Origin of the sequence: Streptomyces sp. NRRL F-5126, from assembly GCF_000721265.1 — a bacterium.
Classification (GTDB): domain Bacteria; phylum Actinomycetota; class Actinomycetes; order Streptomycetales; family Streptomycetaceae; genus Streptomyces.
Map to the genome: position 1 here is coordinate 1 of NZ_JOFZ01000018.1, position 22,103 is coordinate 22,103.

Sequence of the window (22,103 nt, forward strand, 5' to 3'; positions counted from 1 at the left end):
GGCTTCCTGACGAGCCCGCGCTCACTCGCCAGGCGGGTGATCGCGAGCCGCAGGCCCGCCGTGCCGAAGGACACCACGGCGGTGTGACGCCACACGGCCCCGAGGGCCGGATCACTGTATGGCGAAAACCGCCTGACGTCACGTCAGGCGGCCTTCACGGTTACGAGGCTGCCGGCGGTCCCGCCGGCAGCCCCTCACCACTGGTAGGGCTTGTACACCGGCATGCAGGCGTCCTTCTTGCCGCCGTTCAGGACGTCCGCCGACGTCGGCACCGAACCGGCCTGCGGCTTCTCGTGCTTGGGGTACGTGGTGCCCTCGCGCCAGTCCGCGCCCACGACGACCGTCACGCCCGTCACCGAGGACGACTGGTGCACACCGCTCGACGGCACACCGAGCGCCTTCGCCACACCCTGAGCGTCCCCGGCAAGCGCGGAGCGCGCATAGAGGACCGTGGTGTCCTTCTGCGGCTTCTGCGTCGAGTCCGTCACCGTGCGGCCGTAGCCCTTGCCGACCAGCACCTCCTTTATCGCACCGGCCCGGCCCGGCACGGGCGCCTGGTCGCCGCCGGTGCCGTTGAACACCGTCACCGCCGTCTGGGCGGGGGAGTCGCTCGGCGCGGGCACGCTCGCCTTCGTGGAGGGCTTCGGGGTGGCGGAGGACTTGGCCTTGCCGTTCTTGTCCAGCGCCACGTCGTCGCGCAGGAGCGACCACAGCTGGTCCGCGTCCCCGGGCTTCGGCAGGACGTGGTTGATGTTCTGCGGGTCCTCGATCGTCGGCATGGTCACCGTGGTCATGCGGTTGATCGGGACGTTCTTGAGCTGCATGCCCAGGTCGAACAGCTTGCTGACCGAGCCGATCTCGTCCGACACCTTGAGCGCCTTGATGGCCGCGTCCGCGAGACCCGTCAGCTTCATCGGGCTGGTGAAGTAGTTCTGCGACTTCAACTCGCGGAACATCGAGGTGAGGTACATGTGCTGCGCCTTGCTGCGGCCGAGGTCGCTCGCGAACGCGTGCCGGGTTCGCAGCCACTGGAGCGCCTGCTTGCCCTTGACCTTGGTCGTGCCGGCCTTCAGCTTCAGCCCTGAACCGCCGTGCACCTCGGGCGTCGAGTGGTCCCAAACGTTATCCTGCACGCACACCGGCACACCGCCGATGGCGTCCGCCATCTTCACGACGCCCGCGAAGTCGATCGTCATCCAGTGGTCGATGTAGATGCCGGTCAGCTTCTCCCAGGTGGAGAGCGTGCAGCCGGCGCCGCCGCGAGCGAGTGTGGTGTTGATGATCGCGTTGGTCGGCGGGTAGTCCTTGCCGGTCTTCGCGTCCTTGCACTCCGGTATGTCGACCCGGGTGTCACGCGGTATCGACACCATCGACGCGTTCTTGCGGTCAGCGGACACGTGCAGCAGCATCTGGACGTCCGCGAGCGGCGGGTCGTCGCGCAGATCCTTTCCACCGCCGAGCGCCACGTTCGCCGCGCTGGCACGGGAGTCGGAGCCTATGAGCAGAATGTTCAGCGGCCGCTGCCCGGCCGCGTTCGCCTTCGGCTTGTTCACGTCGGTGTGGCCGCCCGTGCGGGAGCCGCTGCGTATGTTCCCGTTCAGGTGGCGGTAGTACAGGTACCCGGCCCCCGCCGTGGCGAGGACGAGCAGCGACAGCACGCCGGCAATCCAGCGCAGCGCCCTGAACCTGCGCTGCTTCTTGCGCCGCCGCGACGAGCGGCCACCGCCACCGCCGCCGTCCTGGCCGCGGCGCCCGCCGCCGCCCGCGCCCGCCCGGCCCGGCGCCGTCCCGGGGCCGCGCTGCTCCGGCACCGTCGCCGTGCGGACCGACGTACCTGCGCCCGCGTCTGCGGCGTGCCCGTAGGAGCCGTCGTCCGCGCCCCGCCCGCGGGCGTTACGTGCCCGTCCCCTCGCGCCGGCGCGGCGCGCACTGTCCTGACCCACCCGTTCCCCCTCGGTTCATGTCCTGCCCGCGCACCGGCTCACTAGCATCACCGGGCACAAATCTGCTTATCGGCTTCCACCTTCTGCACGGTGTCCGGCAGCTTCGCCGGACCCGTCAGGGGCGTCCCCGCGCCCTTGAAGTCCTTGCCCAGCGTGAGCGTCATCGCCTGGAGACCCACCGCGTCCTTCGTGCCCTTCTTCAGGGCCGACGCCGGCAGCCCCATCCAGGCGGCGACCGTGCGCGCCTGGTCGGCCTGGTTCGGCGCGTACTCCAGCGTGGTCTTCGCCACCTCGGTGGTGGCGTCGCCCTTGTTGGTCGTCTTGGGCGCCTGCTTGGTGTTCTGCAGCCACGCCAGTGTGGCCTGCGCGGAACCGGCGGGCGCGCCGCCGTTGTACACGTCCACCCTGACGTCGTTCGCCGCGGCCTTCGGGCCCTTCAGCACGCTGTCGTCCTTGGACTTCGTCTTCTTCTTCACCTCGGTGAGGGAAGTGTCGTTCTGCAGGTCGTCGAAGATGGGCTGCGCCTGCGCCTCGTTCAGCACGACCGTCGCGTGGACGACCTCGTCCGGGTTGTCCACCACCGGCAGCGTGGTGAAGGTGATGTTCTTCGGGTTCACCTTCGACAGCTCGCCCGCGAGGCTGGTCAGCTTCTTGATGGACCCTATGCCGGTGTCCACCGTGAGCGCCTTCGTGGCGGCCTCCGCGAGGCTCGCCAGCTTTGTCGGGCTGCTCAGCGTGTCCTTCGACTTCAGCTTCCGCAGCAGCGCGCTCAGGAACTGCTGCTGCACCTGGATGCGGCTGAGGTCGCTGCCCGTGCCGAAGCTGTGCCGCGTCCTGACGAACGCGAGCGCCTGCTCGCCCTCGATGGTGTGCTCGCCTTTCGACAGCTTCAGGTGCGACTTGGGATCGTCCACGGCGTGGTCGACGCAGATCGGCACGCCGCCGACCGCGGTGGACAGCGTCTTGACCGCGTTGAAGTCGGCCATCATGAAGTGGTCGACCTTGACGCCGGTGATCTCCTCGACGGTCCGCATGGCGCAGCCCGGGTCGCGGCCGTCCTGGCCGAGGCTGACGTTGAACCGCACGTGCGGCGTGCCCGGGATGACCTTCGTCTGCCCGTTCGGCTCCTTGGTCTCGCAGTCCGGGATGTCGGTGATCAGGTCACGCGGGATGGACAGTGCCGTCGCGTTCGTACGGTCCGCCGAGACGTGCAGCAGGATGTTGGTGTCTGCGTGGCCGACGCTGCCCGCGTCGCCGTAGCCCTCGTTGCCCTTGCCGGTGCGCTTGTCGGTGCCCATCAGCAGGATGTTTATGGGCTTGCCGGGGTCGAAACCGCTCTGGCTGCCCGCGCCGCCGACGTCGACCGTCGACAGGTTGCCGTTCAGGTGCTGGTAGTACGCGTAGGCGCCGCCGCTGGTGGCGAGCACGAGGAAACCCACCACGCCGCTGGTCCACAGCAGCGCCTTCTTCTTGCCCGACCGCTTCTTGGCGAGCTTCTTCGGGCCCTTGCCCTTGCGGCGGCTCGGCGGCCCCCCGGGCCCGGCTGCCCCCCGGCCGCCGCGCTGGCCCGGTACGTCGGGACCGCTGGGCGCGCCGCTGCGTGGCGCGGGCGCGTCCGCACGGGAACCACCGGACGTGCCACCGGAGCGAGGGGGCGGCGGCTGCGCTGCGGGATTGTCCAGTCGCAGCTCGTAGTCGCCGGTCTCCGGGTTGAGGACCCACTGGTCGGCCGGGTCGATCTCGCCCTGCCCACGGTCATGTGCATCCACGGTCGTCCGAATCCTCCGTCGGTGCCACGCGAAGCGCCTCCCCCTCGGGCGCCAGGTCTTCGATCCGGCGGTGCGCCGCGGTGGCCGCCGCATACGCCGGATCGCGACACACTATCCGTCCGGTTCGCCCGGGAGCGACGCCGGTGCGGCGGTGCTGCGTCCTTACAAGCGGGCAATACGCCCAATCATCGTGTCCTGTGCGGTTCTCCTTGCTCACCGTTCACTCACATGCTCCTCATGCACACAGGCCGACACTGGCATTGGTTCCTGTGAACGTCGGTCCCGGCGATACCTGGGACGCGCCGGGCGAAGCGGTCGGTGCGCCGCTGATCCTGCCCGTCGCCGAGGCGCTCGGACCGGTGGTGGAGGTGTGTCTTCCGGTGGATTTGCCGGAGTCTTTACCAGCGGTGTCCGCCGGCGACCCCGACGCGGAGCCGGACGCGCCGCCCGTGCCGGGCGCGGGCGACGGCTTCACGGTGACGGGCGCGTCGTCCCGTATCTGCTGGAAGAGCCGCTTCGCCTCGCCCGGCACGATCTCGTCGCGGTTGTGGTCCAGGCTGTAGGGCCGCACCGGCACCGTGACGAACTGCACCTTGTCCGTCGGCACGTCCCGCATCGAGTGGACGAGGTTGTAGAGATCTCGCAAACTGGCGAGCCCGGGGTCGGTGGTGATCGACTTCGTCGCCGCGTCCAGCAGCGGGTAGAGCCGCGCCGGGTTCAGCAGGACGCCGTTGGACTGCACCTTCTTGAACAGCGCGCCGAGGAATCCCTGCTGGCGCTGGATGCGCTGCGTGTCGCTGCCGTCGCCGATGCCGTGGCGCGCGCGGACGAAGCCGAGGGCCTGCTCGCCGTGGACCGTCTGCCTGCCCGCGGGCAGGTGCAGGTGCGCCTCCTGGTCGTCGACCGGCTGGTCCAGGCATATCTGCACGCCGCCGATGGCGTTCACCATGTCCTTGAAGCCGTGGAAGTCGATGACCATCTCGTGGTCGATCCGCACGCCGGTCAGCTTCTCCACGGTGCGGGTCGTGCAGGCGGTGCCGCCGAACGAGTACGCCCAGTTGAACTGCGCGAACTGCGCCTTCGTGGTCGTGCCGTCGGACCTGCCGCAGCTCGGTATGTGCACCATCAGGTCGCGCGGTATCGACACAGCCGTGGCGCTCTTACGGTCGGCGGCGAGGTGCAGCAGGATCGTCGTGTCGGAGCGCGCGCCGTCGTCGCGTCCGTACTTGCCGTTGCCCTTGCCCGTGCGGGTGTCGGACCCGATCAGCAGGACGTTCAGCGCGTCGAGCGCGACGGGTGTGGGGCGCTCCTTCTCGTACGTCTGGAGCTCGGCGGCCGCGTGGGTGTCGGACGTGATGTTGCCGTTGAGCTTCTGGTAGAACCACCAGCCCGTGCCGGCGGCCGCGAGCACCACGACACCGACGCCGCCGGCGATCCACCGCAGCCACGGGCGGCGGCGGCCGTGCGGCGGCTTCCCCGGGGCGCCGGTGTGCTCGCCGCCGCGGCCCTCCCGGCCGGGGCGCGCGGGCCGGGCGGCCCGGCCGCGGAACAGCCCGCCGCGGCCCGAGCCGACCGCGGCGTCCGCCCCGGTTGCCCCCGCGCCCGGAGCGGCGGCCTCGGTGGTGGCCTCGGTGCCATGCGCCTCGTCCGGCCCCGAGGCCTCGGCCGGCCCCTGCTCCGGGTCCGCCGTGGCCGATGCCGCGCTCTCCGTCGCCGGTGCCGGCTCGTCCGCACCGCGCGCCGGGGCCGTCCCGGCCGGGGCCTGCGCGTCTGATGCGTTGTCGGCGGCGGGGCCGCTCTTCGCCGTGTTGCTGCCCGGCGCCGCGTCCGCGGCGCCGGGCACGGGTATCGCGGGTATGGCATCGATGTCAGAGCTGCCGGCGGCGGCCTCGCCGTCGCTGCCGCCGCCCGCCGTGGCTCCGGCACTCTCGCTCACGTCTGCGTCCACCCCTCGCTGGCGTCGGTGGCGTCGGGTGCCGCCGGTCGTACCGATAGACGGGCGAACCGCCGGGTTGGTTGTGCGCACGTCCGTACGAATCGCCCCCGGCGCGGCCGTCGCCGCCACGGCTCACACGGCGCGGTGGGTGACCCGCTCGCTCGCCACGCGCTGCGCGAGGCCCTCGGCGGAGAGCTTCTCCAGGTTGCGGCAGAGCACCACGGACGCGCCCGCCGCCAGCGGCGCGAACAGGCCGGCCGACAGCCCCTCCCACGTGTCGTACGGCAGCCCCGACAGCAGCCGGGACCCCGGCGCCAGTCCGCGTTCCGCCGCATCGGCCGCCGCCTGCTCGACCACCTGCGCCGCCGTCAGCTCCCGGCCGCCGACGCGCAGCGCGACGCCCGCCGGGTCGACCGGCGCGTAGGGCGCGAACCGGTCGCCGTGCGACGGGACTTCGACCGCGTAGTCGGCGAACCCCGCGGGCGGCTCGGGGAACCTGCCGCCCAGCGGGCGCAGCGCGAGGGCCAGGCGCTCGCCGCCGCACGCACGCGCCGCTTCGAGCGTGTCGGGGCCGCTGACGACGGCGTCGGCCGCCGCCGGATCGCCGCCGGGTTCCGCGCTGACGCCGACCGACGAGCAGGCGAGCAGCCACACCGCGGTCTGCCAGTGCGCGGGCAGCAGCAGTGCGAGCCGGTCGCCGGGGGCGGCCGACAGGTCGTCCTGGAGGAGGTTCGCCGTCTTGGCGACCCAGTTGGCGAAAGTCGCGACGGACAACTCAACGCGCTCGCCCGTCGCGTCGTCGTAGAAGGTGACAAGTGGACGTGCCGGGTCCGCGGCGAGCGCGGAACGCAGGAGGTCGGCGGGGGTGCGGTCGCTGGCGTTCACGCGGGAAAGCGTACGCCGTACGGGGCCCTGGCCACGGGGATGCGGTGATCCGGATGATTCTGATGATCCGGTGATCGGAATGATAGGTACCGGTGTACGAATGGAGCGCCCGGCGGCGACGAGGCGCCCCCACGACCGACCACGGCAAGAAGCGGAGACGACAGGTGACCGAAGCGATTCTCCTGGTCGGTGGCAAGGGGACGCGGCTGCGGCCTCTCACCGTGCACACGCCCAAACCCATGGTCCCGGCCGCGGGCGTGCCCTTCCTCACCCACCAACTGGCCCGTGCCCGGGCCGCAGGCGTGGACCACGTGGTGCTCGCCACGTCGTACCTCGCCGAGGTCTTCGAACCGTACTTCGGCGACGGCGCCGAACTCGGCCTGCACCTGGAGTACGTGACGGAGGTCGATCCGCTCGGCACGGGCGGCGCGCTGCGCAACGTCGCGGACCGGCTGCACTCGGGACCCGACGACCCCGTGCTGATCTTCAACGGCGACATCCTGACGGGCCTCGACATCAGGGCGCTCATCGACGCGCACGGCACGTCGGGCGCCGACGTGTCCCTGCACCTCACCCGCGTCGAGGATCCGCGCGCCTTCGGCCTCGTGCCGACGGACCCCACCGGCAGGGTCACCGCGTTCCTGGAGAAGCCGCAGACGCCGGAGGAGATCGTCACCGACCAGATCAACGCGGGCGCCTACGTCTTCACCAGGTCGGTGCTCGACACGATCCCCGCGGGGCGGCCGGTGTCCGTGGAGCGCGAGACGTTCCCCGGCCTGCTCGCGGACGGCGCCCACCTCCAGGGGATGGTCGACTCCACGTACTGGCTCGACCTCGGCACGCCGCAGGCGTTCGTGCGGGGCTCGGCGGACCTGGTGCTCGGCCGCGCGCCGTCGCCCGCCGTGCCGAGCACGTGCGGTGAGTGCCTGGTGCTGCCGACCGCCCAGGTCGCCGTGGACGCGAAGCTGGCCGGCGGGACGGTGATCGGCGCGGGCGCGGTGATCGGCGAGGGCGCGCGGATCTGCGGCTCCACGGTGCTGGACGGCGCCGTCGTGGAACCGGGCGCGGTGATCACGGACTCCATGGTCGGCAGGCAGGCACGGGTGGGCGCCCGTACGGTGCTCGACGGTGCGGTGGTGGGCGACGGAGCGCACGTGGGTGCTGACAACGAGCTGCGCGGCGGGGTCAGGGTGTGGTGCGGGGCCCGCGTGGAGGCGGCGGCGATCCGCTTCTCGCCTGACGAGTAGCCGGGTGCGGGCGCGGGCGCGTCCGGCCGGCGCGGATACGCGACCCCGTACCCTCAAGTACGGCACGCCGCCGGTACGGCACGCCGCACCGCCCGCAACCACCCACCCCGAGGACCACGAGGACCGATGGCAGGCCGCTTCGCCCCGCGCCAGGGATCGGCCCTGCGGATCCGTCCCACGGCCGTCCCCGGCGCCCGCCGGCGGTGGACGCCGCCCGAGGGCCCCTACGACCTCGGCCTGGTCGTCGGGCCGCTGCGCAGAGGCCCGGCCGACCCGACGTTCCGGCAGACCGGGGACGGCGAGGTGTGGCGCGCGAGCCGCACCCCCGCGGGCCCGGCCACGATCCGGCTCGTCCAACTCGCGGACGCGGTCGAGGCGGAGGCGTGGGGCGAGGGGGCGGACTGGCTCCTCGACCGGCTCCCGCGGTTGCTGGGCGGGTGCGACGACCCGGCCGCGTTCGTGCCGAGGCACAGGGCGGTGCTCGCCGCGAGCCGCCGCCGCCCGGGGCTGCGGCTGTGCCGCACGGGCCTCGTGCTGGAGGCGCTGATCCCGTCGGTGCTCGAACAGAAGGTGACGACGATCGAGGCGTACCGGTCGTGGCGGACACTCGTGCGCCGCTACGGCGAGCCCGCGCCGGGACCGGCCGACGGCCTGTACGTGATGCCGGCCCCGCGCACCTGGGCGCGGATCCCGTCGTGGGAGTGGCACAAGGCCAACGTCGAGGAGAAGCGCTCGGCCACGATCCTGCGCGCGGCCCGGGTGGCAGGCCGCCTGGAGGAGGCGGCGGCGATGGACCCGGCGGCCGCGGCGGCGCGGCTCCAACTGATCACGGGCATCGGCCCGTGGACGGCGGCGGAAGTGGTCCAGCGCACGAACGGGGCGGCGGACGCGGTCACGGTCGGCGACCTGCACCTGCCCGGCATCGTGGGCCACGTCCTGGCGGGCGAGCGCGACGCCGACGACGCCCGCATGCTGGAACTTCTGGCCCCGTACGCCGGCCAGCGCCACCGTGCGGTACGCCTGATCCTGCTCAGCGGGAGAACCCCGAGCAGGAGGGCGCCGCGCATGCCGGTCGGCGACATCAGGGCCTGGTGACCGGGCGCGATGCCGCGCCCGGTCACCAGGCACGGGGCTGCGCCCCGCCGGGCTTGTGCCCTGCGGCCGCTCGCAGCGGCCCCCGGTAGCCCGCGCCCGGGTCCCTGCCGGCCGGGTCTCCGGCCCTGCCCCGCGGCCCTGGGCAGGCGGCGCGCCCGTCCGGTCCCTGCTGTGCCACGTCGCGCCGACTCGTCCCAGCCGGGGTGCCTGGCGGCTGCCCCGTGTCCCCGTACCCGACGCTGCCCGGAAGCCGGACCCCCGGCAGCGGCAGGTGGTGCCGGCGGTCCCACGTCCGCACAGCCGCGCGTCCGGCTGCGGCCCATGCCCCGAACAGGTCCACGACCGCGTCGGGCGTTCGGTCGCGCATGCGCGCGGACCTGCCCGGAAGCCGGGCCCGCCGGGGCGACGCGACCCATGACCGGGTGTCAGCGGACGGTCAGGAAGTCCTCGACCGTCCGCTCCCCCCGCGGGGCCGGCGCGCTCGCCGCGCGGCCCACGGCCACCGCGCCCATCGGGTCCCAGTGCGCCGGCAGGTCCAGCACGTCGCGCACCACGTCACGGCAGAACATCGTCGACGACACCCACGCCGACCCGAGCTGCTCGCCGGCCAGCGCCACCAGGAAGTTCTGCACCCCCGCGCCCATCGCCACCACGAACATCTCGCGCTCGGCCGCGTCGCGCCGCCCGTCCCCGTACGTGTGCGAGCCGTCCATCACCAGGCACGGCACGACCAGGTACGGCGCGCGCCGCAGCACCTCGCCCCTGCGTACGCGCTTGGCCACGGACTCCTCGGACTTGCCGTCACGCCGCAGGTCCGTGATCCACGCGTCCCGCATCGCGTCCAGCAGCCGGGTCCTCGCGGCGGGCGTCTCAAGCAGCACGAAGCGCCAGGGCGTCGTGTGGTGCGGCGCCGGCGCCGTCACGGCCGCCGCGACCGCGCGGCGCACCGCGCCACCGTCCACCGGCTCGGACGTGAACTCCCGTACGGTGCGCCGCAGCCCGACCGCCTCGCGGACCGCCTCCGACGTGCCGAGCCGGAACATGTCGTCGGCGGCGACGCGTACCAGCTCGCGGGCGCCCGGGTCCGCGGCCGCCGCCACCAGGTGGGCCAGACCGCTCACCACCGCGACGGGCATCCCCGCGGCCTTGCCCTTCACGAGGTCGCCTGCCGCGGCCAGTTCGTCCGCCAGCGCCACCACGGTCGCGGACATCAGGTTCCCGTGCGCGTCGCGCTGGCCGCGCAGGTCGTCGAGGACCCGCACGCCCGCCGCGCCGATCGCGACGTCCGTGAGGCCGTTGCGCCAGGGCCGTCCGAACGTGTCCGTGACGATCACGCCCACGTCGACGCCGAGCGCCTCGCGCAGCCCCGCGCGGATCGCGCGCGCCGAGGCGTCCGGGTCCTCGGGCAGCAACAGCACCGTGCCCGCAGGCGTGTTGGACGCGTCGACCCCGGCGGCGGCCATGACGAGCCCCTGCCGGTTCTCCACGATCCGCAGCGGGCCGCGCCGCGCGACGACCCGTACCGTCTCGGCGTCTATCGCCGCCTCGCGGTCGTCGGCCTCGACGATCCTGCCCTCGGCCTTGGACACGATCTTCGAGGTGACCAGCAGGATGTCGCCGTCCACGAGCCCCGGTTCCGCGCCCGCGGCGATCAGTTTCACGAGGTCGTCGCCCGGGCGCACCTCGGGAAAGGCGGCGCCCAGCGCACGCACCCGGTACGCGGCGCCCGCGCGCGCACCGTCCACGCCGGAGGTCACGCCGACACCTCCCCGGCGAGCGTCAGCGCCTCGCGCGCCATGGCGGCCGACGCGTCCAGGTCCGTCATCATCAGCGGCACCGCACGCGCGCGGATCCCCGCGCCCTCGATGTCCGGCACCGCCGCGGCGTCCACGGTGTCCACCAGCCAGCCGTCGAGCAGCCCCGAGCCGTAGTGCTGGGCGACCGCCGTGGCCGTCGCCTCGACCCCGATGGCGGCCAGCACCTTGTCGGCCATCCCGCGCACCGGCGCGTCCCCGACGATCGGGGAGAGCCCGACGACCGGGACGCCGGCGTCCGCGATCGCCTCGCGGATGCCCGGCACGGCCAGGATGGTGCCGATGCTCACCACCGGGTTCGACGGCGGGAACAGCACGATGTCGGCGGCGCCGATGGCCTCCAGCACGCCGGGCGCCGGCTTGGCCTGCTCGGCACCGACGGGAACGACGGCCCGGGCCTCGACGGAGGCACGCATCCGCACCCAGTACTCCTGGAAGTGCACGGCCTTGCGCTCGCCGTCGACGTCGACCGCCACATGGGTCTCGACCCGGTCGTCCGACATCGGCAGCAGCCTGACGCCCGGCTGCCAGCGGGCGCACAGCGCCTCGGTGACGGCGCTCAGCGGGTACCCGGCGCCGAGCATCTGCGTGCGGACGATGTGGGTGGCGAAGTCGCGGTCGCCGAGCCCGAACCACTCGGGGCCCACGCCGTACTCGGCGAGCTCGGACTTGACCGCGAAGGTCTCGTCCGTACGCCCCCAGCCCTGCTCTTCGTTGATGCCGCCGCCGAGGGTGTACATGACGGTGTCGAGGTCGGGGCAGATCTTCAGCCCGAACAGATGGATGTCGTCGCCGGTGTTGCCGATCACGGTGATGTCCGCGTCCGGCGCGGCCTGCTTCAGGCCTCGCAGGAAGCGTGCACCGCCGATGCCGCCGGCCAGAACCACAATGCGCATGGGGACAGTGTGTCAGCCGGAGGCGGCCCCTTCGCGCGAGGTGGCGGGGCGGGGCCGCGCGGCGGCGCAGCGCCCCGCCGCGGGCGCCTCGTGCATCGGCATCTCGGTCAGCCCCGGGTAGTAGACGTGCAGGCTCACGGCGGGTTCGAGCGACGCGTTGACCACGGCGTGCGTGTAGCCGGGAGGAAACACGCGCTGCGCGCCGGGCCCGAGCGCGCGCTCCGTGTGCCGTGGCTGCCCCGGCGCCCCCGCACGCTCCGTCAGCTGCCCCGCCAGGACGGTCAGGACGCCGGCCGACCTGCCGTGGTCGTGCAGCCCGCTGCCCTGTCCCGGCACCCAGGACAGCAGCCACACCTCGTAGCCGGGGCCGGTGCGCATCCTGTGGTACCAGCGGCTGGTCGCGTCGTACAGCACGAGCGGCTCCCACTCCGCCCGTTCCGCGGCGAGGGCTCGCGCCAGACCGGCGAACTCGGCGACGGTCCCCGGGTGCTCGCGTGCCGGGGTGAGCAGGTGTTCGACCTCGAAGAGATCCCCGGCGATCTGGAGGTCACTGTCGCTGTTCATCGAGCGTGCGGTCCCTTGGTGAGAAGCGGGCGGCTGGGCGGTCGGTAAAGAAACCGGCAGGAGTTGTGCAGGAAATCGTCAGAAGAAAAGCGATTTTCTTACGGAACTATTCATCCGACGGATCGCGCTGTTCCGTTCGCGGGGATGGGGGAACGGAAACGCGACGGCTCCGCGGGATTCGCGTGAACCGGCCCGTCGGCGCGAGAGCCGGCGGCGGGGAGGGCCGAATGCCGAACGGGAACCGGCGGGGTGCGACGGTGGTCGCGCGGCCCGGCCGGGCCGTGTCCGGATCGTTTCGAACGCTTCAGCGAGAGACGGGCGACGCCGCGACGTGCCCGGCAGGCGTCAACAGCCTCGGCGGCGGCCCTGGCAGCAGGAACGGCTCGGGCGGCGACAGCGACAGCGGTCCTGGGCGGCACTGCGGTGTCCACGGAGGTGGGTCGCGAGGCGCGAAGAGGTCGCTGGCATGCCCTAAAGGTGGCGAATCGACCCCCGCGATGTCAACTCGATGACCGGTTTGGCCGTAATGCTTCACCTCATCCGGTTGCTTCTCCCGCTGTCAGGTTTGGAGGCGTCGAGGTCGGGAGACATGGCGCAGCAACCGTGCTCGTCGACCCCGTCGGGTCTCCGTGACCGGGTTGTGATCCGGATCGCTTTATTGGCCGGATTTCAACCGCGAGGTCGTGGGCGACGTCTCTCGGAGTGACGGCAGCCGCGCCGTGAGGGGTGCGGGCAGGCCAGTGGCATGTGTCAGGTTTTTGCTGATTTGAACACTTACCGCATAGCCTTGGTTCCGCAGAGTGAATACCGGGCCCAATAGCAGACCTTCGCTTGACTGGCCCGTAGTACCACACTTGTAATTTCACTCGTGTCGTTCGGCCGAAAAGGACTGGCGGCCACAACACCACGGGGACGCGAAGACAGACGAGGGGCGCACATGACCGAGCTGTTCCAGCAACTGCTGGTCGAGGACGCGGAAGAGGAACTCGGCTGGCAGGAGCGCGCCTTGTGCGCACAGACCGATCCGGAATCCTTCTTTCCGGAGAAGGGCGGTTCGACCAGGGAGGCCAAGAAGGTCTGCCTCGCCTGCGAAGTCCGGTCGGAGTGCCTGGAATACGCCCTGGCCAACGACGAAAGATTCGGTATCTGGGGTGGCTTGTCCGAGCGTGAGCGGCGTCGCCTGAAGAAGGCGGCGATCTGAGCCACCGCGCCGGTCACCGCCCCCGCCGGCTCGCCACGGGTGGTCGCCGCCCGTGTGCCCGCACCGGTGACCCGCACGAACGGCCCGCCCACCGCACGAACCACGGTCCGCCCGCCGCGCGCTCCCCGCGCGGGAGGCGGACCGTCGCCGTCGCGCCCGACGCCACCCCGGCACGTGCCTCCGCGTCCCGCCGCTCTGCGCGCGCCCGGCTCGCTCCCGCCCGCGCCGTACCCCGGCGCCGCGAACTCCCGTACGAACCCGGCGGGACGTGGCCCGCACCTCCTGCCGCCCGCGCGCGTGTCCCCGCCCGCACGGGCCGTACCAGCCGCTCCGCGACCGGGGTTCGCTTCAGCCGTTAGTGTGGTGGCCCGTCCCAGACGCTTCGCGCCCCATGGAGGGCGCAACCCCCGGCCGGAGGGCCCTTCACCTCGATGTCCGCCACCACCGCAGCGTTCGTGCCCGCCACCGCGGGCGGTCACGCGCCCGCCACGCCCCCCGAGTACCCGCGCCATGTGGTGACCGCGGTACTCGTCTCGCACGACGGAGCGCGGTGGCTGCCCGACGCACTCGCGGGCCTCGCCGGCCAGGAAAGGCCCGTACAGAACGTCGTCGCCGCCGACACCGGGAGCGCCGACGACTCGGCACGCCTGCTGGAGCAGGCGTTCGGTTCCGAGCGCGTCCTGCACCTCGCCCGCAGGTCCGGGTTCGGCACCGCCGTCGACGAGGCGGTGCGCACCGCGCCCGTCCTGACCCCCGACGACCTGCCCTACCTCAGGCGGCCGAGCGGCTGGGACCCGCAGACGCGGACCTGGCACGACGAGGCGTACGAGATGCCCGAACTGCCGCACGGCGAACCGGTGCAGTGGCTCTGGCTCCTCCACGACGACTGCGCACCCGCGCCCGACGCGCTCGCCGAACTGCTCAGGGTCGCGGACTCCGACGCGTACGCGGCCGTCGTCGGGCCCAAGCTCCGCGGCTGGTACGACAGGCGGCAACTGCTCGAAGTCGGCGTCTCCATCGCCAACAGCGGCCGACGCTGGACCGGGCTCGACCGCCGCGAGCAGGACCAGGGCCAGCACGACCAGGTACGCACCGTGCTGTCCGTCTCCAGCGCCGGCATGCTCATCAGGCGCGACGTCTGGGACGAACTCGGCGGATTCGACCGCGGCCTGCCCCTCATGCGCGACGACGTCGACCTGTGCTGGCGCGCGCACTCGGCCGGCCACCGGGTCCTGGTCGCCCCCGACGCCGTACTGCGCCACGCGGAGGCCGCCGCGCGCGAGCGGCGCACCGTCGACTGCGTGGGCCGCTCCGCCACCAACCCGCACCGCGTCGACAAGGCGGGCGCCGTCTACACGATGCTCGTCAACGCCCGCGGCGCCGCGCTGCCCTGGGTGATGCTGCGGCTCGTCGTCGGCACCCTGCTGCGCACCCTCGGCTACCTGCTCGCCAAGGCGCCGGTCCAGGCCGTCGACGAGGTCATGGGTCTTTCCGGCACGCTGCTGCGCCCCGGCAGGATCCTCGGCGGACGCCGCAAGCGTGCCGGGGCCACCACCGATTTCTCCGAACTGCGGCCGCTGTTCCCGCCGCCCGGCGCGACCATCAGGGCCACCGTCGAACAGGCGGCGGCGAGCCTCGGCGCAGGCGGAGCCTCCGACGCCGAGACGGGCGGATCCCGCCACGGCGTCGTCGAGTCGGGCCCGGGCGGCGAGGACGCCGACTACATGGAGATCGAGCAGTTCGCCCGGTTGAAGAAGCTGGCGCGCAGGCCGGGCCCCGTGCTCTTCGTCGTCCTGCTCGTCTTCTCGATCATCGCGTGCCGCGCCCTGCTCTCCGGCGGGTCCCTGGCGGGCGGCGCGCTGCTGCCCGCGCCGTCGCACGTGTCGGCGCTGTGGGACAGGTACGCGGACGCCTGGCACACCGCGGGCACCGGCGGCACCGAGACGGCACCCCCGTACCTGGCGATCCTCGCCAGTCTCTCCTTCGTCTTCCTCGGCTCGACCAGCCTCGCACTGACCGTGCTGCTGGTGTGCTCCGTACCGCTCGCGGGCGTCAGCGCCTACTTCGCGTCCAGGTCACTCGTGCCCTCCCGCCTGCTGCGCGCCTGGGCCGCCGTCGTCTATGCCTTCCTGCCCGCGGTGACCGGGGCGCTCGCCACCGGGCGGCTCGGCACCGCGGTCCTCGCGATCCTGCTGCCGGTGGCCGCGCGCGCCGCCGTCTCCGCGTACGGGCTGCGCGGCACGGGGCGCGGCACCTGGCGCGCCACCTGGGCGTACACGTTCCTCCTCACGGTCACCACCGCCTTCACGCCGGTCGTGTGGCCGCTCTCGCTGGTCCTCGCGCTCGCCGTACTCGCCCTGCGCCGCCGCGAGATCACCGCGTACGGGCCGCGTGTCCTGGCCGCGGTCGCCACGCCGATGGTGCTACTCGCGCCCTGGTCGCTGACGCTGCTCACCAGCCCGCGCGACTTCCTGCGGGAGGCGGGGCTCGACTTCGGCACGGGCGCCGCGTCCGCGCTCGACCTCCTCGGCATGGACCCCGGCGGACCCAAGGCCACCGGCGGCCTGCTGATGATGGGCGTCGTACTCGCCGCTCTCGCCGCGCTGTTGCGCCACGAGCGTTCCTTCGCGGTGCGCACCGCGTGGGCGGCCGCCCTCGTGGCGCTCCTGTTCGCCGTCGCCTCCGACCGCGACGGCTGGGCGGGCCCCGCCACCCTGGTGTACGCGGTCGCGCTGCTCGCCGCCGCCCTCGTCGGCGCGGACGGCGCACGCCTGCGCGTCGCCGAGATGAGCTTCGGCTGGCGTCAGCCGGTCGCCGCGCTCATCGCGCTGCTCGCCGCCGTCGCACCGCTCGTCGCGGCGTTCACCTGGATGGCGACCGGCGCGGCAGGACCGCTCCAGCGCACCGACCCGAGCCAGGTGCCGGCGTTCGTCGCCGAGGAGTCCACCACGTCCGACCAGCCGCGCACCCTGGTCCTCAGCGGCACGTCGCCCGGGTCCGTCGCCTACACCCTGGTGCGCGGCGAGGGCAGCAGGCTCGGCGACGCCGAACTGACCAGGGCCGCGGGCGACGACCCGCGCCTCGACAAGGTCGTCGCGAACCTCGTGGCGGGCTCGGGCGCCGACCAGACCACGCAGCTGCGCGGTTTCGCCGTCCGCTACGTCCTGCTGCGCGACGGCGCGCCGCACGACATGAGCCGCGTACTCGACGCGACGCCCGGCCTGACCAGGCTCAGCCAGCTGGACGGCAGCGAACTGTGGCGCGTCGACCAGCAGGTCTCCCGCGTCATGATCGTCCCGCCGTCGTCCTCCTCGCAGGACGGCTCCACCGGCGACACCGCCGCGCCGGTGTCCGTCCCGTCCTCGCCCGTCGACGCGCACACGAAGATCCCCGCCGGGCAGGACGGCCGGATCCTGCGGATCGCCGACCGCGCGTCGGACGGCTGGAAGGCGACCCTGGACGGCAAGCCGCTCGGCGCGACCACCGTCGACGGCTGGGCGCAGGGATTCACGCTGCCCGCGCAGGGCGGCAGGCTCGACCTCACGTACGACGAACCGATCACGCACACCGCGTGGGTGTGGCTGCAGGGGCTGCTCGGACTCGTGCTGCTGGTGCTGGCCCTGCCGGGCCGCCGCAGCGACGTCGAGGACGACCTGCCGGACGAGGCCCTGGCCGTCATCCCACCGGAGGCCCTGGAGGGCGACGGGCGCAGGGCACGCAGGCTGCGTGCCGCCGCAGAGGCGGAGGCCGCGGCGGCAGCGGCGCAGGACGCGCCGTCCGACGGTCCCGGCGGACCCGACGTGTACGAGGCGGGCGACCCGTACGAGACGCCCGGCGGCGCCGCGCAGGCCGCGCGCGCCGCCGAGGAGCAGGAGCCGCCGGCCCCCGGCAGCGAGCCGGGCGACGAGGAGGCCGAGGCCCAGGACCTCTACGGCGCCATCCCGCACCAGCAGCGCTACGCGGACGCGGACTGGGACACGGCGGGCGGCGGGTACGCGGGCGACGGCTACCCGCGGCAGGGGGACTACGCGCAGGCGGACTATCCGGGACAGGCGGACTACGCGGGGGCCGGCGGCTACCCGCAGGGGAACTACCCGCAGGACCCGTACGGGCAGGGGAGCTACCCGCAGGGCGACTTCCCCGGGCAGGACGACTACGCGCAGGACGGCTACGGGCAGCAGCAGTACGCGGCCGGCGGCCAGTACGACGACGGCGGCCAGTACGGGGACGGCGGCCAGTACGGGGACGGTCGGCAGTACCCGGACGGTCAGCAGTACGCGAACGGCCAGGCGTACGCGGATCCCGCCTACGGCGACCCGCAGCAGTTCGCGGCGCAACAGCAGTGGGGCTACGGCGAGTACCAGGACCCGGCCCAGGCGGGCGCCCCGTACGACCCGGCCCGGTACGCCCCGTACGGCTACGACGCGCAGCAGCAGGACGGGCCGGACCCCGAACACCCGCGGCCGCGTGCCGACGGCGGGGACAGTGACCAGCAGCCGCAGCACCCGGACGGGAGCAGCAACCAGTGAACCGTACGACCCTCTCCCTCGGCGCGGCCGTGGTCGCCCTCGCCGCGGTCACCGGGATCGCCTCCGTCACCTCGTCCGGCGGTGGCGGGACGGCGACGGCTGCCGCGGCGCCCAAGACGCTGCCCGTGCAGCGGTCGAGCGGTCTTTGCCCCTCGCCCGGCGACTCCCAGACCGCCGAGACCACCTACACGTCGTTCGCCCCGAAGGGCACCTCCGCCGCGGCGGACGGTGCCGGCGCCGCCGCGCTCGTACCGGCCGCGCCCGCGCCCACGCCGGGTGGCACGCCCTCCACGAGCAAGGGGTCCGGCGGGGACAAGGGCGGATCGAAGGACAAATCGAAGGACAAGAAGAGCTCCGAGGACAAGACGCCGAAGTCGTCCAAGTCCCCGTCGGCCGGGTCCTCGTCCTCCCCGTCCGCACCCGCGCAGAAGCCCGTCCTCTCCCTCAAGCAGCCCGGCACGCCCGTCACCGCGACCGCCCCCGACGACCCCACCGCGCTCGTCGGCACCGCGACCGGCGCGCTCGCCCCCGGCTGGACCACGCAGGAGACCACGACGGACGACGTCGGCACCGGGCGCGGCCTGGCCGCGCTGACGTGCACGGCGCCCGACACGGACTTCTGGCTGCCCGGCGCGAGCACCGCGTCGTCCAGGGAGGACTACGTCCACCTCACCAACCCCGACGACTCCACGGCCGTCGTGGACCTGCAGCTCTACGGCAAGAACGGCGTCATGAAGTCGGACACGGGCGAGGGCATCCCCGTACCGGCCCACTCCAGCGTCCCCGTCCTGCTCTCGACGCTGACCTCGCAGGCCGAGGACGACGTCACGGTCCACGTGACGACACGCAGCGGCCGCGTCGGCGCCGCGCTGCGCGCGTCCGACGCGAAGACCGGCGGCGACTGGCTCGTACCGTCGGCCGACCCGTCGCCCACGCTCGTCATGCCCGGCATTCCCGAGGACGCCTCCGACGTGCGCCTCGTGGTCTACGCTCCGGGCCAGAACGACGCCGACCTCGATCTGAAGCTGTCAGGACCGAGCGGCGGCATCGTGCCGGCCGGACACGAGTCCCTGCACGTCAAGTCGGGCATGACGGCCTCCGTCGACCTGGGGAACGTCACCCGGGGCGAGGCCGGGTCGCTGATCCTCAGCCCGTCGCAGAAGGGCGAGGCGACGCCCGTCGTCGCGGCGCTGCGGGTCACGCGCGGCAAGGGCGACGGGCAGGACATGGCCTTCATCCCGGCCACCGGGCCGGTGGCGTCACGCGCGACGGTCGCGGACAACCGCTCGAAGGGCTCCACACTGTCGCTCGTGGCGCCGGACAAGGCGGCGCAGGTCAAGGTAACGGCGTCGGCGGGTTCCGACGGCGGGAAGCAGACGCAGAAGACGTACACCGTGAAGGCGGGCACGACGCTCGCCTTCACCCCGCCGGTCCCGAGCGGCCTGAAAGGCTCCTACGCGCTGACGGTGCAGACCGTGTCGGGCGGACCGGTGTACGCGGCGCGTACCCTGTCGCAGCGGAAGAGCGGCATCTCGATGTTCACGGTCCAGACGCTCCCCGACGACCGGGGGACGGTCTCGGTGCCCCGGGCCCAGCAGGACCTGTCCATCCTGCAGGGCGACGGTTAGCCGGCGGCGGCCGCCGGCCCACCGCCCCCGCCCGTACCCGGGGGCCGGCTACTCCTGCCCGTACCTGGGGTCGACGGACTCGGGCGCCAGCCCGAGGAGCTCGGCGACCTGCTCGACCACCACTTCGTGGACCAGCAGCGCCCGCTCGTCACGCCCCTTCGACCTGATCTCGACGGGCCGCCGGTAGACGAGGATGCGCGCGGGCTGCCGCTTGCCGGCGGGCACGGATCGGCCGAGCGGCACCGACTCCTCCTGCGTGCCCGGCACGTCCATGACCACGAACTCGACGTCGGCCAGTTGCGGCCAGTGCCGTTCAAGACGGTCCACGGAGTCACGTACCAGGTCCTGGAACGTCTCGGCGCGGCTCGCGGAGAGCGGCACCTGCGGCGGGGCGACGGGGCCGCGCATCCCGCGGCCGTGGCGGTCGCGGCGGCGCGGCCTCGGCTCGGCCGGCTGCGGCGGCGGTACGGGGCTGTCCATCACTGACGCAGCGTACTTCCACGTACGGACGGCGGCGCGGCACCGCCCTCCGTACGGCGCCCGGGGGGAGCGCCGGGCGAGCGCTGAGGGTCCCCTCGGACTGACAGAGAGTCAGCTGTGCGGGATCTCACAGGACGACACGGGCGGGTGACGTGCAGCTGAGTCGTCGCGGCCCGCTCAAGAGTGCGGTACCGTCCAACATCGTGAGCCCTGTACGTCGCTGTTCGCGCACCGCTTGCGGCCGCCCTGCCGTCGCGACGCTGACGTACGTCTACGCCGACTCGACGGCCGTCCTCGGCCCGCTCGCCACCTATGCGGAACCTCACTGCTACGACCTGTGCGCGGAACACGGGGAGCGCCTGACCGCCCCGCGCGGCTGGGAGGTCGTACGCCTCACGGACGGCTCGGCCCCCGCCCGCCCCAGCGGCGACGATCTCGAGGCGCTGGCCGACGCGGTACGGGAGGCGGCACGCCCCCAGGAGCGCGCGGCCGAGGCCGGCGGCAAGGGCGCGCCCGGCGCCGATCCGATGGAGGTCGGCCGCAGGGGCCACCTGCGGGTCCTGCGCAGCCCCGAGCCCTGACCGGCGGCCGCCCGGGATCGCCCCGGGAGCGGCCGGAAGCCCGGCGGTACGGTGAGCCGATCGCACCACGGAGCCGTTCGTCGCACGACGGCCCACGACCGACTCGGGAGACACCTCGTGGCTGATGCGGATCTGTCCCAGCTGGTGAAGGCGTACGACGTGCGCGGGGTGTACCCGGACCAGCTCGACGAGGGGCTGGCGGAACTCTTCGGGGCGGCGTTCGCCGAGGTGACGGCGGCACGCGAGATCGTCGTGGGACACGACATGCGCCCGTCCTCACCGGCTCTCGTGGAGGGCTTCGCCCGCGGCGCGGCGGCGCGCGGCGCGGACGCCACGGTGATCGGCCTGTGCTCGACGGACCAGCTGTACTACGCGTCGGGCGCGCTGGGCCTGCCGGGCGCGATGTTCACCGCGTCGCACAACCCGGCCCGCTACAACGGCATCAAGATGTGCCGGGCGGGTGCGGCGCCCGTCGGCCAGGACACCGGGCTGCGGGAGATCAGGGCGAGGGTCGAGGAGACCATGCGCAGCGGCCTCCCGGCGCCGCGGACGGCACCGCGGCCCGGCCGCGTCACGACCAAGGACACCCTGGCCTCGTACGCGGCGTACCTGCGCGGCCTGGTCGACCTGAGCGGGATCCGGCGCCTGAAGGTCGTCGTCGACGCGGGCAACGGCATGGCGGGACACACGGTGCCGACAGTCTTCGACGGACTCCCGCTCGACCTCGTCCCGATGTACTTCGAGCTCGACGGCACCTTCCCCCACCACGAAGCCAACCCGCTCGACCCGAAGAACCTGGTCGACCTCCAGGCCCGGGTGCGTGCCGAGGGAGCCGACCTGGGCCTCGCCTTCGACGGCGACGCCGACCGCTGCTTCGTGGTCGACGAGCGGGGCGAGGGCGTATCGCCCTCCGCGATCACGGCGCTCGTCGCGGCCCGTGAACTGGCGAAGCAGCCGGGCGGAACGGTCATCCACAACCTGATCACGTCCTGGTCCGTGCCCGAGGTCGTGCGCGAACAGGGCGGCGTCCCCGTCCGCACGCGCGTGGGCCACTCGTTCATCAAGCAGGAGATGGCGCGCACCGGCGCGATCTTCGGGGGCGAGCACTCGGCGCACTACTACTTCAAGGACTTCTGGAACGCCGACACGGGCATGCTGGCCGCGCTGCACGTCCTGGCCGCCCTGGGAGGCCAGGATGCCCCGCTGTCGGCCCTGCTCGGCGTCTACCAGCGGTACGTGGGCTCCGGGGAGATCAACTCCGCGGTGGAGGACCAGCACGCGCGCACCGAGGCGGTGCGCGCGCTGTACACAGGCCGGGACGACGTGTCGTTCGACGACCTGGACGGGCTGACGGTGACGACCCGGGACTGGTGGCTGAACGTCCGGCCGTCCAACACGGAACCGCTGCTGCGCCTGAACGTGGAGGCGCGGGACGAGGAGACGATGGCGGCGGTCAGGGACGAGGCCCTGAAAACGATCAGGGGATAACGGCACCATCGGGGACAGCGGCACGATCAGGGGACGGACAGCCCGGG

The 22,103-nt window shown here is 73.2% G+C and carries 15 protein-coding genes; 7 read left to right on the forward strand and 8 right to left on the reverse strand.

The window, feature by feature from the left end:
• Positions 1-194 precede the first annotated feature (194 nt).
• From IH48_RS0131685 to IH48_RS0131700, 4 genes are all read right to left on the reverse strand, one after another.
• Positions 195-1,943: an LCP family protein gene (locus IH48_RS0131685; RefSeq protein WP_078850191.1), complete on the reverse strand. Its 1,749-nt coding sequence runs from the start codon at positions 1,941-1,943 to the stop codon at positions 195-197.
• A gap of 47 nt (positions 1,944-1,990) precedes the next feature.
• Positions 1,991-3,712, reverse strand: coding sequence for an LCP family protein (locus IH48_RS0131690; RefSeq protein ID WP_030912587.1), 1,722 nt, complete (start codon positions 3,710-3,712; stop codon positions 1,991-1,993).
• 235 nt (positions 3,713-3,947) lie between these two features.
• On the reverse strand, positions 3,948-5,648 hold the full coding sequence (locus IH48_RS0131695; RefSeq protein ID WP_030912590.1) for an LCP family protein: 1,701 nt from the start codon (positions 5,646-5,648) through the stop codon (positions 3,948-3,950).
• A 132-nt stretch (positions 5,649-5,780) separates the two neighbouring features.
• Positions 5,781-6,533, reverse strand: coding sequence for a TIGR03089 family protein (locus tag IH48_RS0131700; protein WP_030912593.1), 753 nt, complete (start codon positions 6,531-6,533; stop codon positions 5,781-5,783).
• Positions 6,534-6,697: 164 nt separating this feature from the next.
• On the opposite strand from IH48_RS0131700, the gene IH48_RS0131705 reads away from it, so the two are divergent.
• Positions 6,698-7,780, forward strand: coding sequence for a nucleotidyltransferase family protein (locus tag IH48_RS0131705; RefSeq protein ID WP_030912595.1), 1,083 nt, complete (start codon positions 6,698-6,700; stop codon positions 7,778-7,780).
• Between the two features lie 126 nt (positions 7,781-7,906).
• The gene (locus IH48_RS0131710; protein ID WP_030912598.1) at positions 7,907-8,875 is read left to right on the forward strand and encodes a DNA-3-methyladenine glycosylase family protein; all 969 of its coding nucleotides are present in this window, start codon (positions 7,907-7,909) and stop codon (positions 8,873-8,875) included.
• Positions 8,876-9,300: 425 nt separating this feature from the next.
• Here IH48_RS0131710 and IH48_RS0131715 read toward each other — a convergent pair whose 3' ends face one another.
• The 3 genes from IH48_RS0131715 to IH48_RS0131725 are packed head-to-tail and all read right to left on the reverse strand — an operon-like array spanning position 9,301 to position 12,149.
• A complete protein-coding gene (locus tag IH48_RS0131715; RefSeq protein WP_078850193.1) occupies positions 9,301-10,632 on the reverse strand; it encodes a coenzyme F420-0:L-glutamate ligase in 1,332 nt (443 codons plus the stop codon).
• On the reverse strand, positions 10,629-11,585 hold the full coding sequence (cofD, locus tag IH48_RS0131720) for a 2-phospho-L-lactate transferase (RefSeq protein ID WP_030912603.1): 957 nt from the start codon (positions 11,583-11,585) through the stop codon (positions 10,629-10,631). Before cofD ends, IH48_RS0131715 begins: the two co-directional genes overlap by 4 nt.
• Before the next feature lie 12 nt (positions 11,586-11,597).
• Entirely contained in the window at positions 11,598-12,149 is a 552-nt protein-coding gene (locus tag IH48_RS0131725; RefSeq protein WP_030912606.1) for a cysteine dioxygenase, read from the reverse strand.
• Between the two features lie 937 nt (positions 12,150-13,086).
• Here IH48_RS0131725 and IH48_RS0131730 point away from each other — a divergent pair.
• The 3 genes from IH48_RS0131730 to IH48_RS0131740 all read left to right on the forward strand — a co-directional run bounded on the left by IH48_RS0131730 (position 13,087) and on the right by IH48_RS0131740 (position 19,507).
• Positions 13,087-13,350 carry a WhiB family transcriptional regulator gene (locus tag IH48_RS0131730; protein ID WP_030742398.1) on the forward strand — a complete coding sequence of 88 codons (264 nt, stop codon included), beginning with the start codon at positions 13,087-13,089 and terminating at the stop codon, positions 13,348-13,350.
• Between the two features lie 431 nt (positions 13,351-13,781).
• Positions 13,782-17,879 carry a glycosyltransferase family 2 protein gene (locus IH48_RS0131735; RefSeq protein ID WP_030912609.1) on the forward strand — a complete coding sequence of 1,366 codons (4,098 nt, stop codon included), beginning with the start codon at positions 13,782-13,784 and terminating at the stop codon, positions 17,877-17,879.
• Positions 17,876-19,507, forward strand: a complete 1,632-nt coding sequence (locus IH48_RS0131740; protein WP_030912612.1) for a DUF5719 family protein — start codon at positions 17,876-17,878, stop codon at positions 19,505-19,507. The genes IH48_RS0131735 and IH48_RS0131740 overlap by 4 nt, the downstream gene beginning before the upstream one ends.
• A gap of 48 nt (positions 19,508-19,555) precedes the next feature.
• Here IH48_RS0131740 and IH48_RS0131745 read toward each other — a convergent pair whose 3' ends face one another.
• On the reverse strand, positions 19,556-19,987 hold the full coding sequence (locus tag IH48_RS0131745) for a metallopeptidase family protein (RefSeq protein WP_030912615.1): 432 nt from the start codon (positions 19,985-19,987) through the stop codon (positions 19,556-19,558).
• Between the two features lie 158 nt (positions 19,988-20,145).
• Between IH48_RS0131745 and IH48_RS0131750 the strand changes: the two genes are divergently transcribed.
• Together IH48_RS0131750 and IH48_RS0131755 are read left to right on the forward strand one after the other, a co-directional pair.
• Positions 20,146-20,568, forward strand: a complete 423-nt coding sequence (locus IH48_RS0131750; protein ID WP_037843887.1) for a DUF3499 domain-containing protein — start codon at positions 20,146-20,148, stop codon at positions 20,566-20,568.
• 117 nt (positions 20,569-20,685) lie between these two features.
• The gene (locus IH48_RS0131755) at positions 20,686-22,056 is read left to right on the forward strand and encodes a phosphomannomutase/phosphoglucomutase (RefSeq protein ID WP_030912621.1); all 1,371 of its coding nucleotides are present in this window, start codon (positions 20,686-20,688) and stop codon (positions 22,054-22,056) included.
• Positions 22,057-22,103 lie beyond the last annotated feature (47 nt).

What these genes read in the sequence shown, in the direction of transcription:
- cofD (WP_030912603.1), bottom strand. Translation starts at nt 11,585, where the DNA reads ATGCGCATTGTGGTTCTGGCCGGCGGCATCGGCGGTGCACGCTTCCTG.
- IH48_RS0131730 (WP_030742398.1), top strand. Translation starts at nt 13,087, where the DNA reads ATGACCGAGCTGTTCCAGCAACTGCTGGTCGAGGACGCGGAAGAGGAA.
- IH48_RS0131710 (WP_030912598.1), top strand. Translation starts at nt 7,907, where the DNA reads ATGGCAGGCCGCTTCGCCCCGCGCCAGGGATCGGCCCTGCGGATCCGT.
- IH48_RS0131745 (WP_030912615.1), bottom strand. Translation starts at nt 19,987, where the DNA reads ATGGACAGCCCCGTACCGCCGCCGCAGCCGGCCGAGCCGAGGCCGCGC.
- IH48_RS0131735 (WP_030912609.1), top strand. Translation starts at nt 13,782, where the DNA reads ATGTCCGCCACCACCGCAGCGTTCGTGCCCGCCACCGCGGGCGGTCAC.
- IH48_RS0131725 (WP_030912606.1), bottom strand. Translation starts at nt 12,149, where the DNA reads ATGAACAGCGACAGTGACCTCCAGATCGCCGGGGATCTCTTCGAGGTC.